The sequence below is a fragment of the Pseudomonas sp. GV085 genome (genome assembly GCF_003050925.1).
Lineage (GTDB): Bacteria > Pseudomonadota > Gammaproteobacteria > Pseudomonadales > Pseudomonadaceae > Aquipseudomonas.
Genome location: NZ_QAOV01000002.1, coordinates 552,618 through 568,747 on the forward strand (window position 1 = coordinate 552,618; position 16,130 = coordinate 568,747).

The 16,130-nt window shown below is 58.0% G+C and carries 11 protein-coding genes and 1 pseudogene; 7 read left to right on the forward strand and 5 right to left on the reverse strand.

Annotated features, from left to right (window positions below):
* Nucleotides 1-3: 3 nt before the first annotated feature.
* Entirely contained in the window at nucleotides 4-474 is a 471-nt protein-coding gene (locus C8K63_RS06330; protein ID WP_108215912.1) for a DUF1289 domain-containing protein, read from the reverse strand.
* Between the two features lie 457 nt (nucleotides 475-931).
* On the opposite strand from C8K63_RS06330, the gene acnB reads away from it, so the two are divergent.
* Entirely contained in the window at nucleotides 932-3,532 is a 2,601-nt protein-coding gene (gene acnB / locus C8K63_RS06335) for a bifunctional aconitate hydratase 2/2-methylisocitrate dehydratase (RefSeq protein WP_108215913.1), read from the forward strand.
* A gap of 182 nt (nucleotides 3,533-3,714) precedes the next feature.
* On the opposite strand, the gene C8K63_RS06345 is transcribed toward acnB, so the two are convergent.
* Nucleotides 3,715-4,995, reverse strand: coding sequence for a serine/threonine transporter (locus C8K63_RS06345; protein ID WP_108215914.1), 1,281 nt, complete (start codon nucleotides 4,993-4,995; stop codon nucleotides 3,715-3,717).
* 359 nt (nucleotides 4,996-5,354) lie between these two features.
* Between C8K63_RS06345 and C8K63_RS06350 the strand changes: the two genes are divergently transcribed.
* From C8K63_RS06350 to C8K63_RS06365, 4 genes are all read left to right on the forward strand, one after another.
* The gene (locus C8K63_RS06350) at nucleotides 5,355-5,738 is read left to right on the forward strand and encodes a tautomerase family protein (protein WP_108215915.1); all 384 of its coding nucleotides are present in this window, start codon (nucleotides 5,355-5,357) and stop codon (nucleotides 5,736-5,738) included.
* A 175-nt stretch (nucleotides 5,739-5,913) separates the two neighbouring features.
* A complete protein-coding gene (locus C8K63_RS06355; protein ID WP_108215916.1) occupies nucleotides 5,914-6,879 on the forward strand; it encodes a 2-hydroxyacid dehydrogenase in 966 nt (321 codons plus the stop codon).
* A gap of 144 nt (nucleotides 6,880-7,023) precedes the next feature.
* Complete coding sequence (locus C8K63_RS06360) at nucleotides 7,024-8,091, forward strand: phosphotransferase family protein (protein WP_108215917.1); 1,068 nt, start codon at nucleotides 7,024-7,026, stop codon at nucleotides 8,089-8,091.
* A 133-nt stretch (nucleotides 8,092-8,224) separates the two neighbouring features.
* Complete coding sequence (locus tag C8K63_RS06365) at nucleotides 8,225-8,992, forward strand: SDR family oxidoreductase (protein ID WP_108215918.1); 768 nt, start codon at nucleotides 8,225-8,227, stop codon at nucleotides 8,990-8,992.
* A 172-nt stretch (nucleotides 8,993-9,164) separates the two neighbouring features.
* Here the strand turns inward: C8K63_RS06365 and C8K63_RS06370 are convergent, their stop codons facing one another.
* Nucleotides 9,165-10,169, reverse strand: a complete 1,005-nt coding sequence (locus C8K63_RS06370; RefSeq protein WP_108215919.1) for a hypothetical protein — start codon at nucleotides 10,167-10,169, stop codon at nucleotides 9,165-9,167.
* 66 nt (nucleotides 10,170-10,235) lie between these two features.
* On the opposite strand from C8K63_RS06370, the gene C8K63_RS06375 reads away from it, so the two are divergent.
* Nucleotides 10,236-10,937 (forward strand): SDR family oxidoreductase, encoded by a 702-nt coding sequence (locus tag C8K63_RS06375; protein ID WP_371920729.1) that lies wholly within the window; start codon nucleotides 10,236-10,238, stop codon nucleotides 10,935-10,937.
* A gap of 172 nt (nucleotides 10,938-11,109) precedes the next feature.
* Here the strand turns inward: C8K63_RS06375 and C8K63_RS06380 are convergent, their stop codons facing one another.
* Both C8K63_RS06380 and C8K63_RS06385 read right to left on the reverse strand, forming a co-directional pair.
* Nucleotides 11,110-13,659: a hypothetical protein gene (locus tag C8K63_RS06380; protein WP_108215921.1), complete on the reverse strand. Its 2,550-nt coding sequence runs from the start codon at nucleotides 13,657-13,659 to the stop codon at nucleotides 11,110-11,112.
* Nucleotides 13,660-14,204: 545 nt separating this feature from the next.
* Nucleotides 14,205-15,326 carry a PAS domain S-box protein gene (locus C8K63_RS06385; RefSeq protein WP_108215922.1) on the reverse strand — a complete coding sequence of 374 codons (1,122 nt, stop codon included), beginning with the start codon at nucleotides 15,324-15,326 and terminating at the stop codon, nucleotides 14,205-14,207.
* Nucleotides 15,327-15,606: 280 nt separating this feature from the next.
* Between C8K63_RS06385 and C8K63_RS06390 the strand changes: the two are divergent.
* Nucleotides 15,607-16,064 (forward strand): annotated as a pseudogene (locus tag C8K63_RS06390) (transposase).
* The last annotated feature ends 66 nt before the right edge of the window (nucleotides 16,065-16,130 follow it).

Below are 16,130 nucleotides of genomic sequence, written 5' to 3' on the forward strand. Positions count from 1 at the left end.
TTTTCAACCACCAAAGGCGTCTTTCAGGAACCCCGGCGCAATGTAGCGCTGGTAATGGGCCTCGGAGAGCAGGAAAAATTCCCGATCGATGGCATCGCGCAATTCCGGCAGGTTCCAGCCGCGAAACTCCGGCAGCAACACCATCCCGTAGGCTTCCAGGTTGTTGATCACCCGTGCGCCCCGGGCGATCAACTGGTAGGCCCAGCAATATTCCGACTGATGGGGCACGAAGCGGATCTTGCGTTGCTCCAGCTGCATTCGGAGCAGTGCCGGGTCGAAAATTTCCACCTTGGCGGCCATCACCTGGGACAGCAACTGCTCAAGGCGCAGCCATACCGCGCGCTTTTCCTCCTCGTTGTAACCGTTCCAGTGGATCACTTCGTGGTGGAAACGCTTGCAGCCACGGCACACCAGGTCACCGTAAACAGTGGAGCAGAGGCCGACGCAGGGTGTCTTGATGGTCTGATTGGGCATAGATACGCAAAACGCGAAAAAGCAGAACAGGCCGGCATGTTAGCCCTTTGTCGGCCATTGATCACCCCTCAACGTTCAGGGCCTTGGGTGAATAGGGGTTTGCCGGCTGCCTCCACCAAAGTCCAATAAAACCTGACTTACCTTTAATTTTTTTTTGCCGTAGAATCAGCCTGCCTTTTTAGGCGCCAATGTCCGTTAGAAGCTGTTTTCAAAGCGTCACGAGCACAGTCGTTCCTTCAGAGCGGTGTTGGCGAGGGGTTTTTCCAGCGGGGAAAAGCCCAACGCCAACCCTCATCAGCTCCCGTTCTGCAGGCGTAAAACTTTGAAAGCAGCTTCTGTAAGGAATTGTCGGTAATTCTGGCTAAGTGGCTCACAACGCCATGCAGCGCATGAGTGCGGCAATTTCGGGATGAGCGTCCCGGACACCCATTTGGGACCACTGATGAGGGTAATAACTGTGCTTGAAGCCTACCGCAAACATATCGAAGAGCGCGCAGCACTGGGTATCGTTCCCCAGCCGCTAAACGCCGAACAAACTGCAGGCCTGGTCGAGCTGCTGAAAAATCCCCCGGCTGGCGAAGAAGCATTCCTCGTTGACCTGATCACCAATCGCGTTCCACCAGGCGTGGACGAAGCTGCCTATGTCAAGGCCGGCTTCCTGTCTGCCATCGCCAAAGGCGAAGCCAAATCCCCCCTGATCGACAAGAAGCGCGCTGTTGAACTGCTCGGCACCATGCAGGGTGGCTACAACATTGTGACCCTGGTAAACCTGCTGGACGACGCCGAACTGGCGCCAGTGGCTGCCAAAGAACTCAAGCACACCCTGCTGATGTTCGACGCCTTCCACGACGTCGCTGAAAAAGCCAAGAACGGTAACGTTCACGCCCAAGGCGTGCTGCAATCCTGGGCTGACGGCGAGTGGTTCGTGAAGCGCCCGACCCTGGCCGACAAGATCAGCCTGCGCGTGTTCAAGGTGACTGGCGAGACCAACACCGACGACCTGTCCCCTGCCCCTGATGCCTGGTCCCGTCCAGACATCCCGCTGCACGCCCTGGCCATGCTGAAAATGGCTCGCGACGGCATCGTGCCTGACGCACAAGGCGTCACCGGTCCGATGAAGCAGATCGAAGAAATGCGCGGTCAAGGCTTCCCTATCGCCTACGTCGGCGACGTGGTCGGTACCGGTTCGTCGCGTAAATCGGCGACCAACTCCGTGCTGTGGTTCTTCGGCGACGACGTTCCTTACGTGCCGAACAAGCGTGCCGGCGGTTTCTGCTTCGGCAGCAAGATCGCTCCGATCTTCTACAACACCATGGAAGATGCCGGCGCACTGCCAATCGAATTCGACGTATCCAACATGCACATGGGCGACGTGATCGACCTGTACCCGCATGCTGGCAAAGTCTGCAAGCACGGCACCGACGAAGTCCTGACCACCTTCGAAATGAAGACCCCGGTCCTGTTGGACGAAGTGCGTGCCGGCGGCCGTATTCCGCTGATCATCGGCCGCGGCCTGACCGAGAAGGCTCGCACCGAGCTGGGTCTGCCACCTTCGACCCTGTTCAAGAAGCCTGAAGCACCGGCTGAAAGCACCAAGGGTTTCACCCTGGCGCAGAAAATGGTCGGCAAGGCTTGCGGCGTGACCGGCGTTCGTCCGGGCACCTACTGCGAACCGAAGATGACCACCGTGGGTTCCCAGGACACCACCGGTCCAATGACCCGCGACGAACTGAAAGACCTGGCGTGCCTGGGCTTCTCGACCGACCTGGTGATGCAGTCCTTCTGCCACACCGCGGCCTATCCAAAGCCGATCGACGTGACCACCCACCACACCCTGCCTGACTTCATCATGACCCGCGGCGGCGTTTCCCTGCGTCCGGGCGACGGCATCATCCACTCGTGGCTGAACCGCATGCTGCTGCCAGACACCGTCGGTACCGGTGGTGACTCCCACACCCGTTTCCCGATCGGCATCTCGTTCCCGGCCGGTTCCGGTCTGGTTGCGTTCGCCGCAGCCACTGGCGTCATGCCGCTGGACATGCCTGAGTCGATCCTGGTTCGCTTCAAAGGCGAACTGCAGCCAGGCGTCACCCTGCGAGACCTGGTTCACGCCATTCCTTACTACGCGATCCAGGCTGGCCTGCTGACCGTAGAGAAGAAAGGCAAGAAGAACGCCTTCTCCGGTCGCATCCTGGAGATCGAAGGTCTGCCTAAACTGACCGTCGAGCAAGCGTTCGAACTGTCTGACGCCTCGGCTGAACGTTCGGCTGCCGGTTGCACCATCCAGCTGTCCAAAGAGTCGATTGCCGAATACCTGCAGTCCAACATCACCCTGCTGCGCTGGATGATCGGCGAAGGCTACGGCGATGCACGTACTCTGGAACGTCGCGCTCAAGCGATGGAAGCCTGGCTGGCCAACCCTGAGCTGCTGCAAGCGGACAAAGACGCCGAATACGCTGAAATCATCGAGATCGACCTGGCCGACATCAAGGAGCCTGTGCTCTGCGCGCCGAACGATCCGGACGACGCCCGCCTGCTCTCCAGCGTTGCTGGCGAGAAGATCGACGAAGTGTTCATCGGTTCGTGCATGACCAACATCGGTCACTTCCGCGCTGCCGGTAAACTGCTGGAACAGGTCAAGGGTCAGCTGCCAACCCGTCTGTGGCTGTCGCCGCCGACCAAGATGGACGCTCACCAGCTGACCGAAGAAGGCTACTACGGCATCTACGGCAAGGCCGGCGCGCGCATGGAAATGCCGGGCTGCTCGCTGTGCATGGGTAACCAGGCACGTGTAGAGCCGAACTCGACTGTCGTGTCGACTTCGACCCGTAACTTCCCGAACCGTCTGGGTGACGGCGCGAACGTCTACCTGGCTTCGGCTGAGCTGGCGTCCGTGGCTTCCATCCTGGGTCGCCTGCCGACCGTCGAGGAGTACATGGAATACGCTGGCAAGATCGACAGCATGGCGGCCGATGTCTACCGCTACCTGTCCTTCGACCAGATCGCCGAGTTCCGTGAAGCTGCTGCGAACGCCAACATCCCGGTCGTTCAAGCCTAACGTTGCAACGCAATGAAAAACGCCGCCCATCGTGAGATGGGCGGCGTTTTTTTATGCCTTGATTCCACACAAAACAAATGTGGGAGCGAGCCTGCTCGCGAAAGCGGAGTGTCATTCAACATCGATGTCGACTGACATGACCTCTTCGCGAGCAGGCTCGCTCCCACAGGGTTTACCGCGGATCAGGCCGTCAACGAATAGATCAACGCCGTAATCGCCACCAGGCCCACCGCCGTCACGAAGACGTTGGATGCCTGACCGCGATAGCGCGCCATGGCCGGCACCTTGCGGATGGCGTACATCGGCATCAGGAACAGGATCGCCGCAATCACCGGGCCACCCAGGGTTTCAATCATGCCGAGAATGCTCGGGTTGAGCGTGGCGACTATCCAGCACACCACCAGCATGAACGCGGCGGTCATGCGGTCCAGGGCCTTGGCGGATGGACGCTTGCCGCTCTTGACGATCAGGCCCTTGAGACCTTCGCTGGCGCCGATGTAGTGGCCCAGGAACGACTTGGAAATGGCCACGAAGGCAATCAACGGCGCCGCAAAGGCGATGGTCGGATTGCTGAAGTGGTTGGCCAGGTACGACAGGATCGACAGGTTCTGCGCCTTGGCTTCAGCCAGCTGCGCTGGCGACAGGGTCAGCACGCAACTGAAGACGAAGAACAGCACCATCACCACCATCAGCAGGTGGGCGCGGGACAGGATCTGCGAGCTGCGCGCCTCGGCGTGCTCGCCATAGCGACGCTTCTGGTCCACGGCGAACGCCGAGATGATCGGCGAGTGGTTGAACGAGAACACCATCACCGGAATCGCCAGCCACATCGTGTGCAGCAACGCCGAAGGCGCCGGTACGCTGCTGGCGGTGGCCAGGATCCCGCCGTTCCAGTGCGGAACCAGGTACACCGCCAGGAACAGCAGGGCGACGATGAACGGGTAGACCATCAGGCTCATGGCCTTGACGATCAATTGCTCACCGCAACGTACCACTGCCAGCAGGCCCAGGATCAGCACCAGCGACAGCACGGCGCGCGGTGGCGGCATGATGTGCAGTTGATGCTCGAGGAAACTGCCCACAGTGTTGGTCAGGGCCACACTGTAGATCAGCAGGATCGGGAAAATCGCGAAGAAATAAAGCAAGGTGATCAGCGCGCCGGCCTTGATGCCGAAATGCTCTTCCACCACTTCGGTGATGTCGGCGCCTTCGCGACCGGACAGCACGAAACGGGTCAGCCCGCGGTGTGCGTAGAACGTCATCGGGAACGCCAGCAACGCCAGGATCAGCAGCGGCCAGAAACCGCCCAGGCCTGCGTTGATCGGCAAAAACAGGGTTCCCGCACCAATTGCCGTGCCAAACAGGCCCAGCATCCAGGTGGTGTCTTGGCGATTCCAGCTCGACAGTGTTGCTGGTGTCGCGTCTACATAGCGTTCGTTAACGCTATTGGCCTGATCATTCATCCGGTGGGATCTCCACATTCCGGTCACTTGCCACCCGGTCAGGACGCGTCGGAATACCCGACAGGCGGCGCCCTGGCCGGAACAGGGGCGCGATTCTGGAGGATTCGTGAGCAGAAGCAAAGACTTAGGTGAGGAACGGTGGTGCCAGATAGACGAAAATCCCCTGTGGGAGTGAGCCCGCTCGCGATAGCGGTGTATCAGTCGGAGAATATGTTGGATGTGCCGCAGCCATCGCGAGCAGGCTCGCTCCCACAAGAATCTGCAGTGCACCTGCGCGTCATCGCCAAAGCGAAGTCCGCACTTGATAAAGGTCCAACGCAATGTATTTTTAACTGACCTGTATCCTCCGGAGTCTTCCCATGCCACTGGTTCGCGTCGACATCAAAAAACATCAGGACCCTACCCACGCCAAGCGCATCGGCCAACTGATCTACGCGGCCATGCACAGCACCATTGGTGTGCCGGAGAACGATAATTTTCAGATTCTCGCCGAACACGATGCGCAGCATTTCATCTTCGATCCCGGTTATCTGGGTATCAACCGCACGGACCAGTTGGTGGTGATCCAGATCACCATGAGCGAAGGCCGGACCGTCGAGCAGAAAAAACTCCTCTACAAAACCATTGCCGAGAGCCTTCATGCAGAGCTGGCTGTGCGTCTGGAGGACGTTTTCATTAATCTGGTGGAAGTGAAAAAAGAGAACTGGTCGTTCGGCAACGGGATTGCCCAATACGCCCTCTGAAGTTCAACCTGCAGACCCGAGAGTGACCTATGCCCCGAGTTTCCCGCAAACAAGCCAGCGAAAGCCGGGGCCACCCGCTCTCGGACGAGATTCTCGAAGCCGCCCGCGCCACTCTCGTGCCGTCGAAACAAAGCGGCGCTCGATCTGACTTTACGATGCCCACAGGGAGCCAAGCATGCCCGTAACCGTTCTGGTACTGGTTGAAACCATCAATGATTACCTGCCCATCCTCGAACATCAGGGCTTCCATCTGATTCTGGCCCCGACGCCCGCCGAGCGCGCCGAAGCCATCGCTCGTCACGCCGGGCAGATCGACGCCGTCCTCACCCGCGGCCCATTGGGGCTGTATGCCGATGAAATCGCCGCGCTGCCCCACCTCAAGATCATCTGCGTGATCGGCGCCGGCTATGAACACGTCGACCTGCAGGCCGCCGCCGACCGGGGCATCACCGTCACCAATGGCGCCGGGGTCAACGCCTCGTCCGTCGCCGACCATGCCATGGCGCTGCTGCTGTCGCTGGTGCGCGACATACCCCGCTGCGATGCTGCCGTACGACGCGGCGAGTGGCCGAAGATCATGCGCCCTTCCCTGGCCGGCAAACGCCTGGGCATCCTTGGCCTCGGCGCGGTCGGCATGGCCATCGCCAAACGCGCCGGCGCCGGTTTCGACATGAGCATTTGCTACCACAATCGCCAGCTTCGCAGCGATGTGCCCTACACCTTCTGCTCGACCCCGACCGAACTTGCGCGTACCTCGGACTTCCTGATCGTCGCCACGCCCGGCGGCCCGGCCACCAGGCATCTGGTCAATCGCCAGGTGCTCGACGCGCTGGGCCCCAAGGGGTTTATCGTCAATATCGCCCGGGCCAGCGTGATTGCCACCGCTGACCTGATCAGCGCCCTGGAGCAACGCCGGATCGCCGGTGCCGCGCTGGATGTATTCGACGCCGAACCGAAGGTGCCGGATGTGCTCAAGACCCTGAGCAACGTGATCCTCACGCCCCATGTCGCCGGCCTGTCCCCGGAAGCCACCCAAGGCACCGTCGAACTGGTGGGCAAGAACCTCGTGGCGTTTTTCTCCAGCCAACCGGTGCTGACGCCAATCGACTTGCCACCCGCCACGAGCCATGTCGCCCAGTGACGGCGATTCAAACAGCTGTATCAAAAACAATGATTGGCCGGCAACACGCTCGCCTATAAGAGCCATTCGCGGTTGTGGGTGCGCCATGTGGGCATTAGATTAGCCAATAGTTTAAGGCCTCCAGAATAAGCAGAAGGGATAAGCATGGCGCTTAATGACCAGTCCACCCGTATCCGCACCGGCGAAGAACTCGATGCCAGCCTGATCGATCCGTACCTCAAGGCCCATATTCCGGGGATCAGCGGCTTGCCACGGATCAGCCAGTTTCCGGGCGGCGCTTCCAACCTCACCTACCTGCTGGAATACCCCGAACAGGAATTCGTCCTGCGTCGCCCCCCCTTTGGCCACAAGGCCAAGTCGGCCCACGACATGGGCCGTGAATTCCGCATCCTCAATCAACTGCGCGACGGTTTTCCGTACTGCCCGAAAGCCTATGTGCACTGCACCGACGAATCGGTGATCGGTGCCGAGTTCTATGTCATGGAACGGGTCAACGGCATCATCCTGCGCTCGGACCTGCCGCCGGAACTGGGCCTGGATCCGGAGAAAACCGAAGCCTTGTGCAAGAATTTCATCGACAAGTTCGTGGAATTGCATCGAGTCGACTACAAGGCCTACGGCCTGGGCGACCTGGGCAAACCCGAAGGTTACGTGGCGCGGCAAATCAAAGGCTGGAGCGATCGCTACGAAAAAGCCCTGACCCCCGATGCGCCACAATGGGCAACGGTCAAAGCCTGGCTCAACGACAAGATGCCGGCCGACCATCCGACCTCCAGCATCGTGCACAACGACTACCGCTTCGACAACGTGATCCTCGACCCGAACAACCCGATGCAGATCATCGGCGTGCTCGACTGGGAACTGACCACCCTGGGCGATCCGCTGATGGACCTGGGCAACACCCTCGCCTACTGGATCGAAGCCGATGACCCGGCGCCGGTGCAGATGATGCGCCGCCAGCCAAGCCACGCGCCGGGCATGCTGACCCGCCGCGAATTCGTCGACTACTACGCCGAACGCTCAGGCATCCGCATCGACAATTTCGACTTCTACTACACCTACGGCCTGTTCCGCCTGGCCGGCATCGTGCAGCAGATCTACTACCGCTTCTACCACGGCCAGACCCAGGACAAACGTTTCGCGCAGTTCATCCACATGAACAAGCTGCTGGAGCAGATGAGCTTGCAGGTCATCAACAAATCCAGCCTGTAGGAGCGAGCTTGCTCGCGAAGGTCGTAAACGATAACGCTCGCTCACTGACCAACGCAGCAAGCCCGCCCACAAGATGTCACTCGCCACCCCCCGGCATTTGACTCAACAACAAGACTTTTCATAAGGGAATCCCATGTCCAAGACTCAGTTGTTCGACCTCGACGGCAAGATCGCTTTCGTCTCCGGCGCCAGCCGTGGCATCGGTGAAGCCATCGCCAAACTGCTGGCCCAGCAAGGCGCCCACGTGATCGTCTCCAGCCGCAAACTCGAAGGCTGCCAACACGTCGCCGACGCGATCGTCGCCGCCGGCGGCAAGGCCACCGCCATCGCCTGCCACATCGGCGAAATGGAACAGATCAGCCAGGTCTTCGCCGGCATCAAGCAACAGTTCGGCCGCCTCGACATCCTGGTCAACAACGCCGCGACCAACCCGCAGTTCTGCAACGTGCTGGACACCGACCTCAGCGCCTTCCAGAAAACCGTCGACGTGAACATCCGCGGCTACTTCTTCATGTCGGTCGAAGCCGGCAAGCTGATGCGCGAAAACGGCGGCGGCAGCATCATCAACGTCGCCTCGATCAACGGTGTATCGCCAGGCATCTTCCAGGGCATCTACTCGGTGACCAAGGCCGCCGTGATCAACATGACCAAGGTGTTTGCCAAGGAATGTGCGCAGTTCGGGATTCGGTGTAATGCGTTGTTGCCGGGGCTGACCGATACCAAGTTTGCTTCGGCGCTGGTGAAGAATGAGGCGATCTTGAATACTGCGTTGCAGCAGATTCCGCTCAAGCGCGTGGCGGATCCGAGTGAGATGGCGGGGGCGGTGTTGTATCTGGCGAGTGATGCTTCGAGTTATACGACTGGGGTTTCGTTGAATGTGGATGGTGGGTTCTTGTCTTGAACGACTTCACTGGATGAACAAAAGGCAGTCTCTGACTGCCTTTTGTTATTTGCCGTCGATAAATGACATAGGTGAATCCGGCGGATCGATATTTTCCAGTGCCTAATACACCTCCAGCCCCAATAACCCTGCAGAACCTGGTGTTTATCCTTTTTCCAAAAATGCACCTAAATTACCAATTCCGCACATCCAAACGTAACGATGCCGTGTACGGTTTTCCATCCAGTGTCGATACTGCTGATAGTTCATACTCACCAACGCCAAATCCTACTGTGCCATACATGATCCCGGCGGCATTAGTTATGCCCGTTGTTGGCGAAGTGGCGGAGCAATCAACTGTCACTGAAACACCCGATATGGGGGAGTTGTCCGGTCCGGTAACCCGAACATGCGTGAAATAAGCACCCATCGGGATTTGCACCACGGCTGGGGGAACAGGCAGTTCCACGTATTCACCATCAATCACCCTCAAGAACCTCAGTTTATAACGTTCCAGTAATCTGTTCGTCGGTGTAAGCAGCACCGTCGTCTCTCCTTCGCTGAACAGCTTCAGCTTGAATGTTCCCGACTTCACCTGAGTTCCAGTGAGTTTCCATACGTGTGTCGGGGATGGCTGGCCAAGAGGCGGCTGGCTAACAAGATCACCCGTTACAAGACCCGGATCAGGAATCCAGTCAAGGGCCAAGGGAACACCCTTCAACACTTCTGCATTCTTGTAACTCAAGGTGAGTGTTTTAGTTACTCCCCCGTGGAAATCTACCCCGCTTGCCGGTATCGCAACACCGTCTAATAATACTGTCACCTCATCCGCCAGATCGCGCGAAATCACCAGGCTTAGATGCTCCCACACCTCATCCACTTCCCGGCTGAAAAACACCAGGGTGACACGACCGCTCTTGCCAGCCTCCGGCCTAATCTTCCAAGTGAACTTGCCATTTACGGGTTTAATCCATTCGCCAAATTTCGGCAATGCTTCGATGGTCAAACCGCCATTCTCTGCCAGCCCCAGGTTGAGCTCCCTGGCAATTTCCAGTGGAGCCTCCACCATCACTTCGTTCTCCTGCCCACGGAGCAAAACGAGTTTAGCCCCCCGTTCCACCTTCTTGCCGTTGATCCACAACGTGGCTGGTTCCCAAGGGCTTGCTGCAGCGGTTACAGTGGTTAGTTCGGCGGTCATGACGATGATTCCTTCTCAGTGATGGACATGAAAACAGTCCGTTAACTATCAGGAAAAATCGGCACGTTGGTAACTGTCATAACTGACAGGTCAGCTAGAACATGGTGCGATAAAAACCCAAACTCTCGTATTAAAAGTCATATAGAGAATGAAATCAGTGCGCCACTCGACAGCGGGCTCACGCTCGTATCCAGTGCCTGCCACATCGGCGAACTGGAACCGATCAGCCAGGTCTTCGCCAGCATCAAGCAACAGTTCGGCCGCCTCGACATCCTGGTCAACAACGCCGCGACCAACCCGTCGTTCGGCAACGTGCTGGACACCGACCTCAGCGCCTTCCAGAAAACCGTCGACGTGAACATCCGCCGCTACTTCTTCATGTCGGTCGAAGCCGGCAAGCTGATGCGCGACAACGGCGGCGGCAGCATCATCAACGTCGCGTCGATCAACGGTGTCTCGCCGGGGATCTTCCAGGGCATCTACTCGGTGACCAAGGCGGCCGTGATCAACATGACCAAGGTGTTTGCCAAGGAGTGTGCGCAGTTCGGGATTCGGTGTAATGCGTTGTTGCCGGGGCTGACCGATACCAAGTTTGCTTCGGCGCTGGTGAAGAATGAGGCGATCTTGAATACTGCGTTGCAGCAGATTCCGCTCAAGCGCGTGGCGGATCCGAGTGAAATGGCGGGGGCGGTGCTTTATTTGGCGAGCGATGCTTCGAGTTATACGACTGGGGTTTCGTTGAATGTGGATGGTGGGTTCTTGTCTTGAACGACTTCACTGGATGAACAAAAGGCAGTCTCTGACTGCCTTTTGTTATTTGCCGTCGATAAATGACATAGGTGAATCCGGCGGATCGATATTTTCCAGTGCCTAATACACCTCCAGCCCCAATAATCCTGCAGAACCTGGTGTTTATCCTTCTTCCAAAAATGCACCTAAATTACCAATTCCGCACATCCAAACGTAACGATGCCGTGTACGGTTTTCCATCCAGTGTCGATACTGCTGATAGTTCATACTCACCAACGCCAAATCCTACTGTGCCATACATGATCCCGGCGGCATTAGTTATGCCCGTTGTTGGCGAAGTGGCGGAGCAATCAACTGTCACTGAAACACCCGATATGGGGGAGTTGTCCGGTCCGGTAACCCGAACATGCGTGAAATAAGCACCCATCGGGATTTGCACCACGGCTGGGGGAACAGGCAGTTCCACGTATTCACCATCAATCACCCTCAAGAACCTCAGTTTATAACCTTCCAATAATCTGTTAATCGGCGTAAGAAGCCCCGCTGCTTCTCTCTCGCTAGACAACTTCAGCTTGAATGTTCCCGACTTCACCTGAGCTCCAGTGAGTTTCCATTCGTGCGTCATGGATAGTTGGCGAAGAGGCGGCTGGCTGACAAGATCACCCGTTACAAGACCCGAGACAGGAACCCAGTCAAGGGCCAAGGGGACGCCCCTCAACAACCCTGCGTTCTTGTAATCCAAAGTGAGTGTTTTGGCTTCCCCCCCGATGAAATCTGCCCCGCTTGCCGGTATCGCAACGCCGTCCAACAAAACTGTCGCCTCATCAGCCAGGTTGGTCGACAGCAACTTGCTGACCGGCGCCGTAATCACCGTGGTCATGCCCTCGCCCGCCAGGCTTAACTGGAAGGTGCCGCTGTTGGTCGAGCCGGTGACGCTCCAGCTGTGCACGATTTGCTTAACACCGAATGCAGGCACACTCACCACGTTGGCCACAACAAGGCCGCTTTTGATCGAGCATGTCAGCGTAACCGGATGCCCAGCGATCGGACTGCCAGCTTTGGGCGTCAGCGTAACGACCTGAGCCTGTCCCCTGAAAAACACATTGCCCCCCGCCGGTACCGGAGCGTTGGCAATCTTAACCTCCCCCTCATCCGCCAGGTTGGTCGACAACAACTTGCTCACCGCCACAGTGATCGGGCGGGTCATGTCCTTGCCCGTGAGACTCAGCTGGAAGGTCCCACTTTTGGTCGAGCCGGTGACGCGCCAGCTATGAGTTGTTTGCTCAAGGTTAAACCCAGGATCGCTCACCACATTGGCCGCATCAAGACCACTTTTGACCTCGCACGTCAGCTTCACCGGATACCCGGCGATCGGACTGCCAGCTTTCGGCGTCAGCGTAACCACCTGAGCCTGCCCCCTGAAAAACACATTGCCACCGGGAGGAACCGCTACGCCCCCAATCTTGACGTCCGCCTCGTCCGTCAGGTTACGCGAAATGACCTTGCACACAGGCAGCGTAATGCCAGTCGTCATGTCCGCACCGTTCAACTCCAGTTTGAACGTGCCGCTGTTGGTATGGGAGTTGACTGTCCAGGTATTCTTGCCCGACGCGGTGATCACCAGATTGCCAGGTTGCACGCCCGTGAGCGGCGTGCCTGTCAGCGCCAACGGGTAGTCTTGCAGGGGGCTGCCTGGCTTGTAGGTCAGGGTGACGGTCTGCGGCTCATTCCTGAAAAACACGGCACCGTCGGCCGGGGAAGCAACACCGCCCACCAGGACCTGATCCACTTCATCGGCCAGGTCGCGCGAAATCACCAGGCTTAGATGCTCCCACGTCATCTGCACTTCCTGGCTACAAAAACCCAGGGTGACACGACCGCTCTTGCCAGCGTCCGGCGTAATCGCCCAATGGAACTGGCCATTGACGGGCTCCACCCTCTCGCCAAAACTCGGCGATGCGCCGATGTTTAAACCGCCATCTTCTACCAGTCCCAGATTGAGCTCCCTGGCGATCGCAGGTGGAGCCTCCACCGTCACAGCGTTCTCCTGCCCACGGAGCAAAACGAGTTCCGCCCCCCATTCCACTTTGTTGCCATTGATCAACAACGTGGCCTGCTCCCAAGGGCTCTCCGCGTACACATTGATCGTAAATTTCTCCTCTACCGTTGTGTCGTCATAAGGGCTGTGAACCTTTGCCGTTATCGTATGCTCCCCCGCGGTGGTAACGACATGTTCGAACTTGCTCCACCCCAGACCGGTAGTCGGCACCTTCTGCACAATATCCTCGTCGTAGTACCACTCGACCTCAACGCCCTCCAGTTCCTTGTCGGTATAAAATGAACCGATTTGAACCTCCGCAGTCACTTTGTCCCCCACCACCGGAGCGCTGATCGGGTCACGCTTACTGAGAATGGCTCGCCGATAGTCGCCCAATTTCAATGCGACTTTACAAGGCGCGGCGGTAAATTCACTTTGCAGTTGAAGATCGAAATCGATGTCCGTTCCATTCGCCGGGCAATTCAACTTCCACTCAGTGCCCGCCGCCAGAAGCTTCTGATACGTGCCCAATTCTGGATCGGTAGTGATCGGAGAGGATCCCCCCGGAACCTGATTGAAACTCACCCCGTGATTCACCCACGGGCTATCCGCCCCGGCCGCAATCGTGAAGTCATGGTCAGCTCCGTGACAGATGTACACGGGTTCGATTCCTGTGGCTGCGGCTTTAACTTCGATGGTCATGGCGTGCTCTCGATGCTGGCAAGTGAATGATCAGGGAGGGTCATTCAACTATCGGGAAAAATGGGCACGCCTGAAACTGTCAGAGTTGACAGTTTTTCTAGAACCATTGGCGATAAGGAAGTGCTGAAAAAAAACCGTTCGCACGGTTCGCGCCTTCGAATTCCCAACCACGGGCCGACTGAAGGCCGCTTTGGGTTTACTGCGTCACACAGCGAGTCGTGGTGGTGACTCGGGTGACCTGCCCGTCTTCGCTCCGTACATCACCGAGGACATCGGTTTTGTCCATGGCCTGGCAGGTGCGCTCTGGAGGAGGTGGCGTGACCGCTGGAGGGGGCGGCGGACTGGCACAGCCACCGAGAATCGCTACGCACAACGCCAGCGACAAAGGTGAGATAACACGTTTCCCAAGAACTTTCATCGGTTGACCCGCGATAAGTGATAGACACATTTTTTGTGACAACAGAACCGGCGTGCAAAATCCATAAACCTGTCACAAAAATAAAAACCTGCGAATCACTTATGGCCCGGCCGGTGGCATTTGCGCCTTACCGCTGCCCCTTTGGCCGCCACTCTTTCGAGAACAGTCCCCACTCCCGCGCCCAGACAATCGCCTCACTGCGGCTATGCACATTGAGTTTCAAATACACCGCCGCCACATGGTTGCGCACTGTATTCGGCGCGAGTTTCAGGCGCGCGGCGATTTCCTTGTCGGCCCGGCCTTCACATATCAGGCCCAGCACATCACGCTCACGGGCAGTCAGGTCGGTGAAGGACACGCTGGGCAACTTCGGTGAATTGACGTTCTTCACCCTGGACAGTTTTTCGATCAGCGTGCGGCTGAACCATGAGGCGTCCTTCATCGCTTCCTCGATGGCCGACACCAGTTCCAGCTCGGTGCGCCTGCGCTCGGTGATGTCCACCAGCACCAGCAGATAGCACGGGTTGTCTTGAATGTTCACCGTGTCCGCCGACACGGTGCAATCGATCAGCCCGGCGTCTTTTCTGCGCACGCGCACATCGATGCGGTCCAGGCTGCCGGATTTCTCCAGCGCGGCGAACAGCCAGATGCGCGCGTTTTTGTCATCGATGAAATCGATTTGCGCAATGCTGATCCCAAGCACTTCCTCACTGGGATAACCGAGGGTATCGAGGAACGCTTCGTTGACGTCCAGCACCCGTTGATCAGCCGCGCCACACAGCAGAATCGGCACCGGGGACAGGCGAAACGCTGTGGCAAAGCGTTGCTCGGCGCTGACCCGGTCGGTGACATCGTCCATGATCAACACCAGCAATTGCGGTTTGCCATGGCTGTCGGTCAATACCAGGCTGCGCACGCGGTGGACCCAGGTACGCTCTTCGTCCGCCGCCGAGGAAACCTCCACCAGCACATCACTGAACGTCTCGCCACGGGCCACACGGTTGATCGGATAGCTGTCGGCTGGCACCCCATGGTTGTTGTTATGGCGCAAGGCGAAGCGTTTGGCATAGGCCTCGGCGTTGGCACCCAGATCGCTGACTTGCGAGACACCGTGCATGGCCAGCGCTGCCTCGTTGGCCCACAGGATGCTCTGGTCGGGATCCAACAGAATCACCCCGTCGGACAGGCCGGCGATGATTTGCTGCAGCTGACGGCGATTGGTTTCGGTGGTCAGGACGTCCTGGCTCATGGGATCTCCACGCGTGCGGCGGCGCAGTCATGCGCCGGCCTGTGAAGAATACGACCACAGGCGTTCATGATCGTGCAGATGTGCACGTGTAGGAGCTGCCGAAGGCTGCGATCTTTTGATCTTCAGCCACTCAACTGACGTCGAAAATCAAAAGATCGCAGCCTTCGGCAGCTCCTACGGGGATTGTGTACTCCCGAAATATTCTGAAAATGCCTTCATCCATGGCGTCCACGCTAACGGCTAACGTTCATTTGCCAATACATTTCAAGGAGGGCAAGGAATGCCTGTCGCTGCAAATGGATGTCGCCTGCGCAATGCTCGATTTTCGGAACCTGGTCGTATTTATCTGCTGACCGCCGTCGCCCATCGACGAGAGCCTGTGTTCGCAGATTGGCGGATGGGCAGGCTCGTGGTTGAGCAGTTGCGTTGTGCCGATGAAGCCTCGCTGGTGACCTCCATGGCCTGGGTTTTGATGCCGGATCATCTGCATTGGTTGATGGAATTGAAGCACGGCACGTTGGCCGAGCTGATGTGCCGAATCAAATCCAGAAGCAGCCGTTCGATCAATCTCATGCGCGGCGATCAAGGTCGTCTGTGGCAGCGGGGGTATTAGACCGGGCATTACATCGTGATGAAGACATCAAGGATGCGGCCCGGTACATCGTCATGAATCCTTTGCGGGCCGGATTGGTGAAACGGGTGGGTGATTATCCTTTGTGGGATGCCATTTGGATTTGATGGGGCAAGATCAAAAGATCGCAGGCTGCGCCAGCTCCTACGGGGAACGCGCACATCCGCAAGGGT

What these genes read in the sequence shown, in the direction of transcription:
- C8K63_RS06385 (WP_108215922.1), bottom strand. Translation starts at nt 15,326, where the DNA reads ATGAGCCAGGACGTCCTGACCACCGAAACCAATCGCCGTCAGCTGCAG.
- C8K63_RS06380 (WP_108215921.1), bottom strand. Translation starts at nt 13,659, where the DNA reads ATGACCATCGAAGTTAAAGCCGCAGCCACAGGAATCGAACCCGTGTAC.
- C8K63_RS06330 (WP_108215912.1), bottom strand. Translation starts at nt 474, where the DNA reads ATGCCCAATCAGACCATCAAGACACCCTGCGTCGGCCTCTGCTCCACT.
- C8K63_RS06355 (WP_108215916.1), top strand. Translation starts at nt 5,914, where the DNA reads ATGCCCGTAACCGTTCTGGTACTGGTTGAAACCATCAATGATTACCTG.
- C8K63_RS06370 (WP_108215919.1), bottom strand. Translation starts at nt 10,169, where the DNA reads ATGACCGCCGAACTAACCACTGTAACCGCTGCAGCAAGCCCTTGGGAA.
- C8K63_RS06360 (WP_108215917.1), top strand. Translation starts at nt 7,024, where the DNA reads ATGGCGCTTAATGACCAGTCCACCCGTATCCGCACCGGCGAAGAACTC.
- C8K63_RS06350 (WP_108215915.1), top strand. Translation starts at nt 5,355, where the DNA reads ATGCCACTGGTTCGCGTCGACATCAAAAAACATCAGGACCCTACCCAC.
- C8K63_RS06345 (WP_108215914.1), bottom strand. Translation starts at nt 4,995, where the DNA reads ATGAATGATCAGGCCAATAGCGTTAACGAACGCTATGTAGACGCGACA.
- C8K63_RS06365 (WP_108215918.1), top strand. Translation starts at nt 8,225, where the DNA reads ATGTCCAAGACTCAGTTGTTCGACCTCGACGGCAAGATCGCTTTCGTC.